Origin of the sequence: Clostridium sp., assembly GCF_016650095.1 — a bacterium.
Classification (GTDB): domain Bacteria; phylum Bacillota; class Clostridia; order Clostridiales; family Clostridiaceae; genus Clostridium_AD.
Map to the genome: position 1 here is coordinate 1 of NZ_JAENWL010000035.1, position 15,529 is coordinate 15,529.

At 30.2% G+C, this 15,529-nt stretch carries 17 protein-coding genes; all 17 read left to right on the plus strand.

What is annotated here, in order from left to right; translation table 11 throughout:
* The first annotated feature begins 174 nt into the window (after window positions 1-174).
* Complete coding sequence (gene rny / locus JJE11_RS03865) at window positions 175-1,722, plus strand: ribonuclease Y (RefSeq protein WP_291632932.1); 1,548 nt, start codon at window positions 175-177, stop codon at window positions 1,720-1,722.
* A gap of 280 nt (window positions 1,723-2,002) precedes the next feature.
* Entirely contained in the window at window positions 2,003-3,193 is a 1,191-nt protein-coding gene (locus tag JJE11_RS03870) for a pyridoxal phosphate-dependent aminotransferase (RefSeq protein ID WP_291632933.1), read from the plus strand.
* Between the two features lie 102 nt (window positions 3,194-3,295).
* Window positions 3,296-3,556, plus strand: coding sequence for an HPr family phosphocarrier protein (locus JJE11_RS03875; protein ID WP_291632934.1), 261 nt, complete (start codon window positions 3,296-3,298; stop codon window positions 3,554-3,556).
* 87 nt (window positions 3,557-3,643) lie between these two features.
* Window positions 3,644-4,621, plus strand: a complete 978-nt coding sequence (locus JJE11_RS03880) for a tyrosine-type recombinase/integrase (protein ID WP_291632935.1) — start codon at window positions 3,644-3,646, stop codon at window positions 4,619-4,621.
* A gap of 315 nt (window positions 4,622-4,936) precedes the next feature.
* Window positions 4,937-6,181: a UV DNA damage repair endonuclease UvsE gene (gene uvsE, locus JJE11_RS03885; protein WP_291632936.1), complete on the plus strand. Its 1,245-nt coding sequence runs from the start codon at window positions 4,937-4,939 to the stop codon at window positions 6,179-6,181.
* Between the two features lie 318 nt (window positions 6,182-6,499).
* Entirely contained in the window at window positions 6,500-7,123 is a 624-nt protein-coding gene (locus tag JJE11_RS03890; protein ID WP_291632937.1) for a HutD family protein, read from the plus strand.
* A gap of 157 nt (window positions 7,124-7,280) precedes the next feature.
* Window positions 7,281-7,610 carry a single-stranded DNA-binding protein gene (locus tag JJE11_RS03895; RefSeq protein WP_291632938.1) on the plus strand — a complete coding sequence of 110 codons (330 nt, stop codon included), beginning with the start codon at window positions 7,281-7,283 and terminating at the stop codon, window positions 7,608-7,610.
* A gap of 116 nt (window positions 7,611-7,726) precedes the next feature.
* Window positions 7,727-8,206, plus strand: coding sequence for a peptide-methionine (S)-S-oxide reductase MsrA (msrA, locus tag JJE11_RS03900; protein ID WP_291632939.1), 480 nt, complete (start codon window positions 7,727-7,729; stop codon window positions 8,204-8,206).
* A 322-nt stretch (window positions 8,207-8,528) separates the two neighbouring features.
* Complete coding sequence (locus JJE11_RS03905) at window positions 8,529-10,520, plus strand: sigma-54-dependent Fis family transcriptional regulator (RefSeq protein ID WP_291632940.1); 1,992 nt, start codon at window positions 8,529-8,531, stop codon at window positions 10,518-10,520.
* Window positions 10,521-10,859: 339 nt separating this feature from the next.
* The gene (locus tag JJE11_RS03910; protein ID WP_291632941.1) at window positions 10,860-11,336 is read left to right on the plus strand and encodes a Na+/H+ antiporter subunit E; all 477 of its coding nucleotides are present in this window, start codon (window positions 10,860-10,862) and stop codon (window positions 11,334-11,336) included.
* The gene (locus tag JJE11_RS03915; protein ID WP_291632942.1) at window positions 11,329-11,598 is read left to right on the plus strand and encodes a monovalent cation/H+ antiporter complex subunit F; all 270 of its coding nucleotides are present in this window, start codon (window positions 11,329-11,331) and stop codon (window positions 11,596-11,598) included. The genes JJE11_RS03910 and JJE11_RS03915 overlap by 8 nt, the downstream gene beginning before the upstream one ends.
* Complete coding sequence (mnhG, locus tag JJE11_RS03920) at window positions 11,595-11,915, plus strand: monovalent cation/H(+) antiporter subunit G (RefSeq protein ID WP_291632943.1); 321 nt, start codon at window positions 11,595-11,597, stop codon at window positions 11,913-11,915. The genes JJE11_RS03915 and mnhG overlap by 4 nt, the downstream gene beginning before the upstream one ends.
* On the plus strand, window positions 11,902-12,141 hold the full coding sequence (locus JJE11_RS03925; protein ID WP_291632944.1) for a hydrogenase subunit MbhD domain-containing protein: 240 nt from the start codon (window positions 11,902-11,904) through the stop codon (window positions 12,139-12,141). The genes mnhG and JJE11_RS03925 overlap by 14 nt, the downstream gene beginning before the upstream one ends.
* Window positions 12,138-12,860 (plus strand): hydrogen gas-evolving membrane-bound hydrogenase subunit E, encoded by a 723-nt coding sequence (gene mbhE / locus JJE11_RS03930; protein WP_291632945.1) that lies wholly within the window; start codon window positions 12,138-12,140, stop codon window positions 12,858-12,860. The genes JJE11_RS03925 and mbhE overlap by 4 nt, the downstream gene beginning before the upstream one ends.
* A gap of 2 nt (window positions 12,861-12,862) precedes the next feature.
* Window positions 12,863-13,225, plus strand: coding sequence for a sodium:proton antiporter (locus JJE11_RS03935; protein ID WP_291632946.1), 363 nt, complete (start codon window positions 12,863-12,865; stop codon window positions 13,223-13,225).
* A gap of 1 nt (window position 13,226) precedes the next feature.
* On the plus strand, window positions 13,227-14,699 hold the full coding sequence (locus JJE11_RS03940; RefSeq protein ID WP_291632947.1) for a proton-conducting transporter membrane subunit: 1,473 nt from the start codon (window positions 13,227-13,229) through the stop codon (window positions 14,697-14,699).
* Window positions 14,700-14,715: 16 nt separating this feature from the next.
* A partial coding sequence (locus tag JJE11_RS03945) for a proton-conducting transporter membrane subunit (protein ID WP_291632948.1) occupies window positions 14,716-15,529 on the plus strand: 814 nt, incomplete at its 3' end.

Here is a 15,529-nt window from a genome sequence, read left to right on the forward strand (position 1 = left end):
AACTTATTTAAATGTTATAATCTTGACATTAATTGAAAAGTAATATAAAATAAATACAAATACTGGTTTAGCATATTAAAATTGTTACCAAATTGAATAAATATAGCACCTTTTCTAGCTTTCATGTTTACTCTTAATAGACTTGAAAATAAGCAAAGGAGGTGTTGATAATCAATGAGTAATCAAACAATACTCATAATAGCTTGCGCTATTGTGATTGTTTTAGTAGGTATTTTTGTTGCAATTTATTGGAGAAAAAATATATCTCAAGCAAATATTTCTGGGGCTGAAAAAGAAGCTAAAAGAATTCTCGACGAAAGTGTAAAAGATGCCGAATCGAAAAAGAAAGAAGCTATTTTAGAAGCTAAAGAAGAAGCTCACAGACTTAGGACTGATTTAGAAAAAGAATCAAGAGAAAGACGTAATGAAGTTCAAAGGTTAGAAAGAAGAAACATCCAAAGAGAGGAATCTTTAGATAAAAAAAGTGACGTGCTGGAGAGAAAAGAAGAAAATATTAATAAAAAGCAACAAAAAATTGAGATGTTAGAAGCAAGTGTACAAGATTTATACACAAAGCAAAGGGAAGAATTAGAAAGATTATCATGCTTAACAGCTGATGAAGCTAAACAACTCTTGTTAGATGAAATTAGAAAAGAAATCAAACACGACGCTGCAATTATGATTAAGGAAATTGAAACTAAAGCAAAAGAGGAAGCAGATAAAAAAGCAAGGGAAATTATTACTTATGCAATTCAAAGATGTGCAGCTGATCATGTTGCAGAAACAACAGTTCATGTGGTTTCGCTTCCTAATGATGAGATGAAAGGAAGAATAATAGGTAGAGAGGGTAGAAATATTCGAACTCTAGAAACTCTTACAGGCGTAGATTTAATAATAGATGATACTCCAGAAGCAGTAATTCTTTCAGCATTTGATCCTATAAGGCGTGAAGTTGCTAGAATAGCACTTGAAAAGCTAATAGTGGATGGGCGAATTCATCCTGCTAGAATTGAAGAAATGGTAGATAAAGCTAAAAAAGAAGTTGATAGCGATATAAGAGAAGAAGGAGAACAAGCAACTTTTGAAACTGGAGTACATGGTCTTCATTCGGAAATTATCAGGTTACTTGGAAGACTTAAATACAGAACTAGTTATGGACAGAATGTATTAAAGCATTCTATAGAAGTTTCATATTTAGCTGGACTTATGGCCTCTGAACTTGGAATTGACCCAACACTCGCTAAAAGATGTGGACTGCTTCATGATATAGGTAAAGCTGTAGACCATGAGGTAGAAGGACCACATGCACTTATAGGCGCAGAAATAGCTAAAAAACACCATGAATTACCTAGTGTAGTAAATGCTATTGCAGCACATCATGGTGATGTTGAGTTACAATCTCTTGAAGCAATACTCGTTCAAGCAGCTGATGCTATATCAGCTGCAAGACCAGGTGCAAGAAGAGAAACATTGGAAGCTTACATCAAAAGATTGGAAAAATTAGAAGAAATTGCGAATTCATATGAAGGTGTAGAAAAATCGTATGCTATTCAAGCTGGAAGAGAAGTTCGAATTATGATTAAGCCAGAAATAATAGATGATGCTGGCGCTGTTGAAATGGCAAGAAATTTGGTTAAGAGAATTGAAAATGAATTAGAGTACCCAGGCCAAATTAAAGTGAATGTAATAAGGGAAACTCGAGCGATTGATTATGCTAAATAAACCAATATAATATTAAAATCCTCTTGAAATTTAGAGCTTTTCCAAATTTTAAGAGGATTTTTTTTATGTTTGTAGAATAATACAAATATAGCAATTAAATGTACTGATAGGAGGTTTAATATGGAAGTATTGAAAGTCTCAGCAAAATCAAGCCCTAATTCAGGAGCACTAGCAGCGGGTCTACGTTATTTTTTTGGAAATGAATTTAATAATTCAATTGTCCAATTTAAATAGAACTAATATAAGAATATACAAAAAATACATATTGGAGGTAAGAAAAATGATATTATCTAAAAAAGCGGAACAAATAGCACCATCCTTAACATTAGATATAACAGCAAAAGCTAAAAAAATGAAGGCTGATGGAATAGATGTCATAGGATTTGGGGCTGGTGAACCTGATTTTAATACACCCAAAAATATTCAAGATGTAGCAATTAAAGCAATCCAAGAAGGAAAGACCAAATATACTCCTGCTTCGGGAATTATGGAGTTAAAGCAAGCAATAATTAATAAATTAGATAAAGAAAATGACTTAACTTATGTGCCTTCCCAAATTATAGTTTCAACTGGAGCAAAGCAATGCTTAGCGAATGTATTTCAGGCTATTTTAAATCCGGGAGACCAAGTTTTAATTGCAGTACCATATTGGGTAAGTTATCCAGAGTTAATTAAATTAGCAGACGGAGAACCTGTTTATGTAGAAACAGAAGAAATTAATGCATTTAAGTTAACAATCGAAAATCTTAATGAGGCATTAACTTCTAAATCTAAAGCAATAGTAGTAAATAGTCCAAATAACCCTACAGGAACAGTATATTCAAAGGAAGAACTTACAAAAATTGCTGAGTTTGCAAAAGTAAACAACTTAATCATAATATCAGACGAAATTTATGAAAAATTGTTATATGGAAGTAATGGTCATATTAGTATAGCAAGTATTTCTGAGGATGCATATAATAGAACTATTGTAATTAATGGTGTTTCTAAAGCGTATGCAATGACAGGATGGAGAATCGGTTATGCTGCTGGTAGCACAGAAGTAGTGAAATTAATGACTAACATTCAAAGTCATACTACTTCTAACCCTAACTCAATTGCTCAATATGCATCAGTTGAAGCTTTAAATGGAGAGCAGGCTGGAGTAATCAAAATGATTGAACAATTTAAGATAAGGCGAGATTACATGGTAGAAAGAATTAATAATATTAATAATTTATCTTGCATGAAACCTGAAGGTGCTTTTTATGTTATGGTTAATATAGGCAATGTTTTAAATAAATCTATAGACGGAAAAGTTATAAGTGATTCAATTGTTTTTTCAGAACTTTTACTTAAAAAAGAAAAAGTTGCTGTTGTACCAGGTATAGCATTCGGAGTAGATAATTTTGTTAGACTCTCATATGCTACTTCAATGGAAAATATAAAAAATGGACTTGATAGAATAGCAAAGTTCGCTTCTAATATTTAAAATTGATTTACAGACTTTTTAATGATATTATGATATTATGAGTTAATAGTAAACTGTTATATATTAACTCATACTATTATTAAAGTATTGAGGTGAAGTGAATTGGTAACAAAAGAAGTTATGGTTAGTAATCCTAAAGGATTACATGCAAGACCAGCTACATTATTAGTAAGAAAAGCTGCTTCTTTCAAATCAGATATAGGTATAGAATATATGGGTAAAAAGGCTAACATTAAGAGCTTGATAGGTATTTTATCTCTAGGAGTTGGCCCTAATAACCTTGTAAACGTTATAGCTAATGGTGTTGATGAGAAATTAGCATTAGAACAAATAGTAAACCTAATAATATCTCTAGAAGAATGATTATAGTGTGTAAATTTAGGAAAGCTGCTAACTTACTGTTTGCAGTTTTTTTTAATTTATATAAATAAAAAAATAAGGAGAATATATGTGCTAAGTAATCTTATAGAATTAAATTGTAATTCTGATGTGATTTTAGATAATAAACACTTTATATTATACTTTCTTGAAATTAAATCTAGGAAAAGTATTTATACTTCTAAAAGCTATGAACGCGATATAAAAGATTTTTTTTGTGTGCATTCTATTTCTGATATCACCATAGAAGATATTAAAAAGGTGTCTATAATACATACACAAAATTTTATAATTAAGTTAATGGACAAAAATATGTCGTCTGCAACTATAAATAGAAAAATATCATCATTGAGTGCTCTCTATAAGTGGTTATTAAAATACCAAGACAATTCTACAGATATTCAAATAATTAAGTATAATCCTTTTGGAAATCTAAAAGAAGAAAAACCAGTTATAAACAATAAAGAAACTGAGTTCTTAACAAAAGGAGAGTGTAGTGTTCTATTAAATAGTATAGATACATCCACTATATTAGGACATAGAAATAAAACTATATTAGCACTTGCTTTAACCACTGCCTTAAGAAAATCTGAGATTATAAATATTAAAATAAAGCATATCACCACACATACGGGTTATGATGTAGTAAAAGTAAGGAGAAAAGGTGGGAAAGAGGATATAGTAAAACTTCAAAAAAGCGTTCTTGATATGATTAATCAATATATTTTGATTACTAAAAGAAGTAAGTTAAAGAGTGGGGAGGAGTATTTATTTATTGGTCATTCAACTAACGGCAATAATAAAGAAAAATTAGATGCAAGCACTTTAAATTACATGATAAAAAAGGTATGCAAAAATGCAGGTATAGATAAAGCGTTACAGGTGCATTCTACCAGGCATACAGCTATTACACTAGCAATTTTAGCTGGGGCTACAGTAGAAAAAGTCAGGGATTTTGCGGGACATAAAAATTTAGCTACTACTAATCGATATATTCACTCAATAGATAAGTTGAAAAATAATGCTGGAGATTTAATTGATGTATTTTAAAGATTAAATGGCCTAAATTTTAAGTTAGTAATTATTTGAGGTTAAAGTATTAGGAAGTTTAGAGATAACTGAAAATAATGATAAACAGCGCTACATGGATAATTAAAGAGATCAGGCTATAATTAGGCCTTTGACTCTGTTTCGGACTTTTCAGATGGTGTAACAGCGGATAAAGGGGTTAAGAAAGTCACTTTCTTAATCTTTTGTTTCTTACCAAAGGTATTTATGGGTCTAACATATAACAACATTTGTTATAGATTAAAGGGTAAGAGACGTACAGTTTTTATTAGTATAAAATATTTCTAGGAGGAAGACATGAAAATAGGATATGCATGCATACCACTTACAACAAATGCAAGAACAAATAGAAGATTAACACTAAAAAATTTCTCTGAAAAGATGTTTTTAGAGGTACTAGAGCAAAATCTAATAGATTTAAGAGCAATACTCGCGAATAATGAAAAATATAATATAAAGTTATTTAGAATAAGTTCAGATATAGTGCCACTCGGAAGTCACAGTATTAATGAAATTAAGTGGTATAAACATTTTCAAAATGAATTAAATGAGATAGGTGAATATATAAAAAAGAGTGGCATGAGGGTTTCTATGCACCCAGGGCAGTATACAGTACTCAATGCGGAAAAAGAAGAGATTGTAGCAAAAGCAATTATTGATTTAGAATATCACGCTAGATTTCTTGATTCCCTAGGTATCGATTCAAGTAATAAGATAATACTTCATATTGGTGGAGGGTATGGTGATAAGAGTGCTGCTATAAATAGGTTTATTGAAAATTTTAAAAGATTGTCGCCCTCTGTGAAGGATAGACTTGTAATTGAAAATGATGGAAAAATATTTGATATTGATGACTTATTTTTTGTAAGTAAGCGAATTAATATACCAGTAATATTTGATAACCTTCACCATCAGTGTAATCATAAAATGGAGGTGCCGATAAAAGAAATAATGAAAGAGGTAGTTAAAACATGGCAAGAAAAAGATGGTAGCATAAAAGTTCATTATAGTCAGCAAAATTTGCATAAACAGATAGGGGCACATTCCAATACTATATTAATTAAAAGCTTTTTAGAATACTATGAAGAAGTTAAAGAGTTTAATATCGATATCATGCTAGAGGTTAAAGATAAGGATATTTCTGCTATAAAATGCAATCTCATAATTGATAACATAAATAATAAATCAAAGTCGAATGTTATAGAAAAGCAGTGGGCAAAATATAAATATGTACTGATGGAAAGAAATTATAAATATTACAAAGCGTGTAGTAAACTTGTAAAAGAAAATTGTACTATTGAAGAATTCTACAGATATACGGATAGAATAATAAATTTTGATGTAGATAATGGAAGTTTTATAAATACTGCAGAACATGTTTGGGGGTATGTCAAAGATTATGCATCTGATAGAGAACAAATGCATTTTAAAAAGCTTATATTAGATATAGAACATAAAGAAAAGGTTAAGATCTATTTGAGAAAATTGTGTGATAAGTACAATGCTGAATATATACTTAAATCCTATTATTTTTACTATTGATCCTAATTTTTTTCTATTGAACATTGCTAGAGGGAAAATAGGGGTGCTAAAAATTATTTTAGTACCCCTATTTTCCTGTTTAAAAAGCTAAGAATATTAATGCTTGTTTAATATTAGTTACCATAACTAATATTATGTAAACTAAATTTAAAATGTAAACTAAAATTATAACTTAATCTTTGAAATAAAAGGGCATAGGTGCAAAATAAAATTTAAAAATAAAAAAATATTATACTTTCAATGTTGAGTTATGTATGGTATATAATTGTAATTGGAAATTCGAAGAAAATAATAGGATTGTAGTGGGGGAATTTATAAATGTCACACAATATTGAAATAATTAGAAAAAAACAACATAAAACAAGTGAATGGTCTGGTGGTACAACGACTGAGCTTTATATTTATCCGGAAAATTCTTTATATGGTGAACGAAATTTTAAATGGAGGCTGAGTTCTGCTAAGGTTGAAGTAGAACAATCTACATTCACATCGCTTAAAGGTGTAGATAGGCTTATTATGATTATAGAAGGGGAAATACTTCTTGAACATGAAGGACATCATAATGCTGTGTTAAAAGCATTCGAACAGGACAGCTTTAGTGGGGAATGGGAAACAACAAGTTTTGGTAAAGTAATAGATTTTAATTTAATGATGGCGCAAGGTTACATGGGAAAACTAGAAGCAATTTCTGTTAATGGAGGAGAGTTAAAAGATATATTGTTATACAATAATATAAATGATGTGGAATATCAAATAACAGAAGCATTTTACATAGTGAAGGGTAATGTAAAAATAGCTTTTGGAGCAAATGATAAAATCGATCTTAGTGAAGGTGACTTAGCATTAGTGACTAGAATAGATAAAGAAAACACTTCAAACTTTAAGATCTATAGTATCAGTCAAGAAGAATCTAAAATTATAAGAGCTTCAATATTTTATTAAGAATAATTTTTTTAATAGAAACGTTTGTTTGTATAGAAACTCTTTTTATTGTCAATAATTTTAAAAAGTTATTTAATGATAATTCAGAAGTAGAGTTCTTCTGAATTGTTTAATTAAGCCGCTTTAGTGAATTTTTAATAAAAAGGAGAGATAATATATGAATAATGTATCAATAATTGGAAGAATAACAAAAGATTTGGAACTTAAGAGTTTTAATGAGGGTAAAGGTTTTTATACTAGATTTACATTGGCGATTAATAGAGTAACTCATAAAGATTTACAACCGGAAGCCGATTTTATTAACATCGTGGCATGGAATGGTGCGGCAGAGAGCATGTGTAAGCATTTAAAAAAAGGAAGCCAAATTGGTATAACTGGTAGACTCTCTAGTAATAGTTACACAGATAAAGATGGGATAAAAAGGTATACTACAGAAGTTGTAGCAGAGGATTTTAAGTTTCTGGATAGTAAGCAACAAATAGTGTAATTTTAATAAATTAGTTTTTTTCGAAAAATAAATATTTATAATTACTGAGAAAAGAGAATGCATTTGTAGTAATATATATTTGAACTAACTATTTTATATAATATGGAGGTGCATTTATGAATAATATTGTTGTAGCAGGAGGTTGTTTTTGGGGTGTAGAAGCTTATATGTCAAAAATAAATGGTATCGCACAAACTAAGGTTGGATATGCTAATGGTACAAGGAAGAACCCTTCATACGAAGAGGTTTGTAATGGAAACACTGGGCATGCAGAAGCCTGTTTAATAAGCTATGATGAAACCATTGTATCCCTAGAAATAATATTAAATAAATTCTGGGGAATAATAGATCCTACTGTTTCAAATAGACAAGGACCTGATATAGGCAATCAATATAGAAGTGGTATTTATTATACTGATAAAAAGGATTTAGACATTATATTAAAAACAATGGATGAAGTTAGAAGTAGACTGGATAAACCAGTAGTTACAGAAGTGCAACCACTTTCTTGTTTTTATGATGCTGAAGATTATCATCAAAAGTATCTACAAAAAAATCCTGGAGGATACTGCCATATTAATTTAAATAATGATTAAGCTCAGATTATTAAAGCTATAACTTTGTTTAAGGGCATGAAAATAAATAACAAGTCAAAGATGCGACGGATATTTCGCGATAGACTAGGAGACAGGGTCTGTTGATAGTTATACTATCACTAGATTCTGTAGACAAAGTATATCGTGAAATAGACTCGTATAATGGCTTGTTATTTACTTGAATGTCCCTCGATGACACTTGAAACCACCTTGGAGCTCCCAAGTGGTTTTTTGTGCTTTATAAAATTAGACAAATTAGATGGTAATAGGTATAATTAATTAAATATAACTATATCGTAATGCTATGAGGGGGAGGAGTTATTTGCCAACTAAAAAACTTCTTGATAATGATGAAGATATTATAAAAAAATGGGAATTATTTATCTCTGAAGGTATTCTAAATAAAAAAGGACTTCGAGATATTATTTCTAAGTCTTGGGAAAGAAGTAAATCATATGGTATAGATCCATTTAAAAATGATTTTTCAATTGAACTGAGCGAAGATGATCTGAAAAAGAAGTATAAAGAATTCCTACCCCTATTAGAGACAGCTAAACCATTGATGCAAACACTGTACAATTTAATACAAAATTCAAACTTTATGATTCGTCTAACGGATAGAGATGGATATGTATTAGATCATCTTGGAGAGGATAGCTTAATACGACAACATAAATTTCAGATATTACAAGATGGATATAATATAAAAGAAGAAGTGATAGGCACTAATGCTATAGGAATTTCATTAATATCTGGTGAGCCAATACAAGTACTTGGGGGCGAACATTATTTACATGAGTACCATAAATGGACTTCATCTGCGTCTCCTATAAAAGATGAAAAGGGTGGAATTTTAGGGGTATTGAGTATCACAGGTAATTATGAATTTGTACATCCGCATACTTTAGGGATGGTAGTAGCAGCAGCAAAGGCAATAGAAAAAGAAATGAAGCTTGAGCATTCTAATAAAAAATTGAAAATAGTCAATGAACAATTTTATCAAATTACAGAATCAATTTCTGAGGGCATTATTAGAATAGATAATCAAGGCTATATATCTAGTATGAATAGATTTGCAAGGAAACTATTGGGATATAGTGAAAAAGATATTAAAAATATGCACGTAGGGGATGTGCTATCCACTAATACTGGTAAGGGTATTATAAACGCTGTAAATAAAGAAGTAGATTATCAAGAGGAAGAAATAGATTTCAAGACAAAAATGGGTAGAAATAAGACCTGTATAGTAAACGTCACCCCTATAAAGCTTTTTAGGTCTACGGATTTAGGTGGGGTGGTAATTACTTTTAAAGAAAATAAAGTTGTTCTAAATATGATTAATAAAATTGTTGGAGCTCATGCGAGATTTACCTTTGATGATATATTTGGAAAAAGTGAAAATATAACTCATTCAATCAAACTTGCAACAATTGCTGCTAAGACCGATGATACAATATTACTTCAAGGAGAGAGTGGCACAGGCAAAGAAATGTTTACACAAGCTATCCATAATGCTAGTAGAAGAAAAGATAGGCCATTTGTATTTTTAAATTGCGGTGCTATTCCTCGGGATCTAGTTTCTAGTGAACTTTTTGGGTATGTAGAAGGTGCTTTTACTGGAGCTAAAAGAGGCGGACATCCTGGAAAATTTGAACTTGCAGATGGGGGGACGATATTCCTTGATGAAATAGGAGATATGCCACTAGATGCTCAAATAAGTTTACTTAGGGTTTTAGAAGAACGCATGGTAGTAAGAGTTGGAGGGCATGATGTTATACCGATAAATGTTAGAGTTATAGCGGCCTCAAACAAAGATTTAAAAAAAGAAGTTGAGCTAGGAAAATTCCGAAGTGACTTGTTTTATAGAATAAATGTTATGCCAATTTATATTTCTTCACTTAGAGAAAGAAAAGAGGATATCAAGATATTTATTGATTACTTTTGTGAGAAATTCAGCGAATCTAATGAAAAACATATAAAAAAACTTAGTGAAAGCTTTTATCAAGGTATGATTAATTATAATTGGCCCGGAAATGTTCGCGAACTACAAAATGTCATGCAACTTGTATTAAATGTGGCAGAAAACAATTGTATACTTACAAGCAAGAACTTACCAAGTTATATAAACGAAAAGGAAAATATTGGGGAATTAAGTGGTATAAAGCAACAACTTACATTAGAACAAATTGAAAAAAACGCTATTATGCAAACCTTGATGGATGTAAATGATAATATGGCAGCGGCTTCTAGAATATTAGGTATAGGGAGAAGTACACTGTATAGAAAGATGGAAAAATATAAGATTAGTTTATAAATAAGCTAACTTTACAGCCAGTATATTGATTAACACGAACACAGTATATGATACTAGATTATACAATTATAAAAACTGTATCAATATGAGACATGTGTATCAAAGTGTTACATAAAATTACTGGAGATAGTGTCATAGTGTGTCATTTTGGAACTTTGTCTAAATTACTAATTATCTTTACAATAGTATAGTTATTAGAAATAAAAAAATAAAGTTTATAAACCGTTGATTTCAAGTGGTTTATGAACTTTGTTTTTTTTGTGTAAGAAATTTTGGCATGGTTATTGCTCGTTAGTGATATAAGTAAAGTAAGTGAAAAATTCATAGGAGGATTTTAAAATGAATTATTGGATTGCATATTTATATCTATTATTTTGGATTGTTATATCAGAAAATGCAAAAGTTGAAACTATTTGTATTGGTATAATTATAAGTTTATTAGTTGCAAGTTTAAATAAGGATTTGATGTGTGGTAAAAGACAATTAAATTTCAATAAAAATAATGTACGTTGGATATCGTATATAATTATATGGATAAAAGAAATATTTGTTTCTAATATTAATGTGGCAAAGATAGTGTTGAGTCCTCGAATATTAATATCGCCAAAGATAGTAACAATTAATACAAAAATAAAATCTGATTTTCGTAAGACAATTTTTGCTAATTCAATAACATTAACTCCAGGAACTTTAACTATTTCAATGGATAGAGATAAGATTATTGTACATTGTTTAAAAGAAGAATTTTCGAAGGATTTAACTAATTCAGTCTTTGAAAAAATAATTTTGAAAATTGAGGAAGGTATATATGAGTAAACTATTAACTTTTTCTATTTTATTTTTATCAATTACGATTTTTATTTGTATGTTTAGAGCTGTCAAGGGACCAACCGCAGCAGATAGGCTTATTGCTATTAATGTAATAGGGACTAAAACTATTGTACTTATTCTGATAGTTTCATTTTTGCTAAATGAAACTTATTTTGTGGATGTAGCTATAGTATATGCTTTGATTAGTTTTTTATCTTCTATTATAATATCCAAATTTATTGAAAATTCAGGAGGGAAAAATATATGAAAAATATTATTGTTACTATATTTCTCTTTGGAGGCTTATTCTTTTTCATGGTTGGAACAATAGGTATTATAAGGTTTCCAGATGTATTTACAAGAGCTCATAGTGCTTCTAAATGTGATACATTAGGTGCTATACTTTGCCTAACTTCACTAGTAATGTTAGAAGGGTTAAATTTGGTTAGTTTAAAAATTATCTTAATTCTTGTATTTGTGTGGATTGCGAGTCCGACGGCAACACACTTAATTGCGAAGGCAGAATATACAAGGTTAGCGTCCCTTGCAAAAATAAATGGGGTGAAAAAACATGAAGATATTTAGTATGATAATGTTGGTGTTTTTAATAGGCGCTTCTGTAGCCGTTTCAGCTATGAAAAGTTTACTTGGTGCAATAATAGTATTTATGGTTTATAGCCTTATCATGACAATCCTATGGCAACAGTTAAATGCTCCAGATTTAGCAATAACTGAAGCCGCAGTAGGAGCGGGAATTACTACAATTTTATTTATACTTACATTAAAGAGAATTAAAGGAGTAAGAAAATGAAAAAAATATTATCTATTGGGATTACAACAATATTAATTATAATCTTACTACTAGGAGTTAATGAACTTCCAACATTTGGGAGATATGATAATCCTGCTAATAATGAAGTGGCACATTATTATATAGAGAAAACAACTGAGGATACTGGCGCACTGAATATTGTTACAGGTATTATTTTAGATTACCGTGCTTTTGACACTTTTGTTGAGGCAAGTGTATTATTTACTGCTGCAATTATAGTGTTGTTGCTTCTGAAAAAAGAAAAGAACAATTCGGATACAGAAAATTATGAAACTATTATAAAAAGTACCATTTTAAAAGAGGTAAGCAAAGTGATAATACCTTGTATTCAGATTTTTGGAGCGTATGTGATTTTTTATGGACATATAAGCCCAGGGGGTGGATTTGCGGGTGGAACAATTATAGGTACAAGTTTCATCTTATATAGAATAATTTATGGTAAAAAGTTCACTGATAAAAAATTACCTTACTCAAGGTTAATAACTTATCTTTGTGGATCGATTATGTTTTATGGACTATTAAAAGGGTATAGTTTTATAACTGGTGGAAATCATTTAGCATTCCCGCAGCCAAGCCTCGGAACACCAGGTAATATTCTCAGTGGCGGATTTTTATTGCCACTAAACGTATTAGTAGGAATTATTGTGACAATTACTATATACTTTTTTTTCACTTTATTTGACGGAGGAGAAATTTAATTATGGAGGGACTAATAAATAATTATTATGAGACTGGTGCAATTATACTGTTTGGAGTTGGGTTTGCAATACTATTATTGCATAATAATTTGATTAAAAAAATAATTGGAATGAACATAATGGACACAGCAATCTTCTTATTTTTCATTGCGAAAGGATATATAATTGGTCGTGATGCTCCAATTATTATAGGATCACATAAAGGAGTTCAAGGGTACATCAACCCTCTTCCTTCAGCTCTAATGCTTACTGGGATAGTTGTAGCAGTTAGCACAACAGCATTTGCCCTTGCGCTAACAATAAAATTATATGACGGGTACGGTACTATTGAATTAGATGAAATTATTAAGATGAGGAGTGATTGATATGAAATCCATTGAAAGTTTTCCACTTGTAATTATATTGATTTTGTTTATTACAGCGTTTTCAATGCCTTTAATTAAGAAGATAAAGATTGTTAAGGGTATTAGTTTAATATCAATGACAATAGCCATGATTTTAGCCACCACAAATTTAATATTTGTTATTAATAAGGGTGGATATCTGTATAGAATTGGACATTTTGACGCCCCTTATGGAATTGAATTTCGAATTGGAATAATTGAGGCTATGATGGGATTACTTTTTACATTTGTTGCACTTATGATAATTTGGTATTCAATCTATAGTATAGATAAGGAAATAAAGCAATCAAAGATAGCTTTATATTATTTGCTTATAAACATTCTAATAGGTTCGTTACTAGGCGTAGTATATTCTAATGATTTGTTTAACTGTTTTGTATTTATAGAAGTAGGAACTCTTGCGTCCTGTGGCACTATTATTGTTAAAGACAAAAAAGAAAATATGAAAGCAACTATGAAATATTTAATTATGAGTTGCTTAGGGTCTGGCCTTGTACTTATGGGAATTGCTTATTTGTATTCAATGACCGGTCATTTAAATATGAGTTACATCCATGAAGAATTAATAAACTGCTACTTAAATTACCCAAATGCAGTATTGATTGCTATAGTTTTATTTATTATTGGTCTCGGAGTTAAGAGTGCCATGTTTCCACTTCACAATTGGCTTCCAGATGCTCACTCAAGTGCACCTACCTCATCAAGTGCGATTTTATCTTCTTTAGTCTTAAAGGCTTTTGTTTTACTTTTAATTAAGATATTATATAGAGTATTTGGAATGGAAATACTTAATTATTATTCGGTTTTAAATATTATACTAGTATTAGGTGGTTTAGGTATGATATTAGGTTCTGTTTTTGCTATCTTTCAAAAGAATATAAAAAGAGTTATAGCCTATTCTACTGTGGCGCAAATGGGATATATATTTTTAGGGATAGGGATTGGATCAAATTTAGGAGTTTCTATTGCAATATTTCATATTATTGGGCACGCCGTAACTAAATCAGCTTTGTTTTTATTAGTTGGCGCAATGATAGAACAAACAGGAGAAAAGAGTTTAGAACATCTGAGAGGGGTAGGAAGAGAAATGCCATTAACCTTGGGATTATTCTCTATATGTGCTCTATCTATGATAGGAATCCCAATATTGCCTGGATTTATAAGCAAGTGGCACTTATCATTAGCTTCTATAGAAGCTGGAAATACAATACTAATTGCTGTTATCTTGATTAGTAGTTTATTAAATGCAGTATATTATTTTCCGATTGTTATAAATGGATTTTTTGGAGAGGAAAATTTGAAAGGTAAAGTATACAAAGCTAAAAGTAAACCTGTAAAAGAATTAATGCCAGTAATCTTTCTAGTAGTTTCAATGATTTATGTGGGAGCAGCATCTAGAGGAATTATAAATTTAATTAGTTTGGGATTTGAGTAGAGGAGGTGGTTATGAATTGAATAATATCGCAATAATAATTCCAGTTTTGTTTCCTTTTATATTAGCAATAATTATGGCAACTAAGAAATTTGATGAGAAGAAAAGAAATATCTTTGTCGGCACGGGCGTTATATTAAATTTAATTTTTCTAGTTACTATATTTTATATATTTGGGGAAAGTAGAGTTCACCTATTTAAGTTAAACGAGTTTTTAGATATTTATTTTAGAATAGATAAATTAAGTATAATGTTTTCACTATTAGTTGCAATTTTATGGGCTTTTACGGCATTTTATGCCATGGAATATATGAAACACGAAGGTAAGGAAAAAAGATTTTATACTTTTTTTCTTGCAACACTTGGGGTAACCATGGGAATTGCTTTTGCAGGAAATCTTATAACACTTTATGCTTTTTATGAGTTTCTTACCCTGTCAACCTTTCCCCTAGTAATTCATGCAGATTCAAAAGAAGCATTAAAAAGTGGAAAAAAGTATCTGATATATTCATTTGGAGGGGCCACGTTGGTTTTGCTTGGAATGATATTAATATTTAGTATTACAAGTGATACAACATTTAATGCTCATGGTATTTTGCCAGCATTAACGAGTGATAATAGAACCCTATATTTAGTAAGCTATGTTTCTATGTTTTTAGGTTTTGGAGTTAAAGCGGCCCTTGTACCATTTAATTCTTGGCTACCTGCAGCAATGGTGGCACCAACACCAGTTAGTGCACTGCTTCATGCAGTTGCAGTCGTAAAATCAGGTATTTTTGCTATTGTAAGAATGAGTTACTTTATATTTGGAACAGAAATAATTAAAGCACTAA

What these genes read in the sequence shown, in the direction of transcription:
- mbhE (WP_291632945.1), top strand. Translation starts at nt 12,138, where the DNA reads ATGAAAAAAATATTATCTATTGGGATTACAACAATATTAATTATAATC.
- JJE11_RS03910 (WP_291632941.1), top strand. Translation starts at nt 10,860, where the DNA reads ATGAATTATTGGATTGCATATTTATATCTATTATTTTGGATTGTTATA.
- mnhG (WP_291632943.1), top strand. Translation starts at nt 11,595, where the DNA reads ATGAAAAATATTATTGTTACTATATTTCTCTTTGGAGGCTTATTCTTT.
- JJE11_RS03870 (WP_291632933.1), top strand. Translation starts at nt 2,003, where the DNA reads ATGATATTATCTAAAAAAGCGGAACAAATAGCACCATCCTTAACATTA.
- JJE11_RS03895 (WP_291632938.1), top strand. Translation starts at nt 7,281, where the DNA reads ATGAATAATGTATCAATAATTGGAAGAATAACAAAAGATTTGGAACTT.
- JJE11_RS03890 (WP_291632937.1), top strand. Translation starts at nt 6,500, where the DNA reads ATGTCACACAATATTGAAATAATTAGAAAAAAACAACATAAAACAAGT.
- JJE11_RS03915 (WP_291632942.1), top strand. Translation starts at nt 11,329, where the DNA reads ATGAGTAAACTATTAACTTTTTCTATTTTATTTTTATCAATTACGATT.
- JJE11_RS03940 (WP_291632947.1), top strand. Translation starts at nt 13,227, where the DNA reads ATGAAATCCATTGAAAGTTTTCCACTTGTAATTATATTGATTTTGTTT.
- JJE11_RS03935 (WP_291632946.1), top strand. Translation starts at nt 12,863, where the DNA reads ATGGAGGGACTAATAAATAATTATTATGAGACTGGTGCAATTATACTG.
- msrA (WP_291632939.1), top strand. Translation starts at nt 7,727, where the DNA reads ATGAATAATATTGTTGTAGCAGGAGGTTGTTTTTGGGGTGTAGAAGCT.
- JJE11_RS03925 (WP_291632944.1), top strand. Translation starts at nt 11,902, where the DNA reads ATGAAGATATTTAGTATGATAATGTTGGTGTTTTTAATAGGCGCTTCT.
- uvsE (WP_291632936.1), top strand. Translation starts at nt 4,937, where the DNA reads ATGAAAATAGGATATGCATGCATACCACTTACAACAAATGCAAGAACA.
- rny (WP_291632932.1), top strand. Translation starts at nt 175, where the DNA reads ATGAGTAATCAAACAATACTCATAATAGCTTGCGCTATTGTGATTGTT.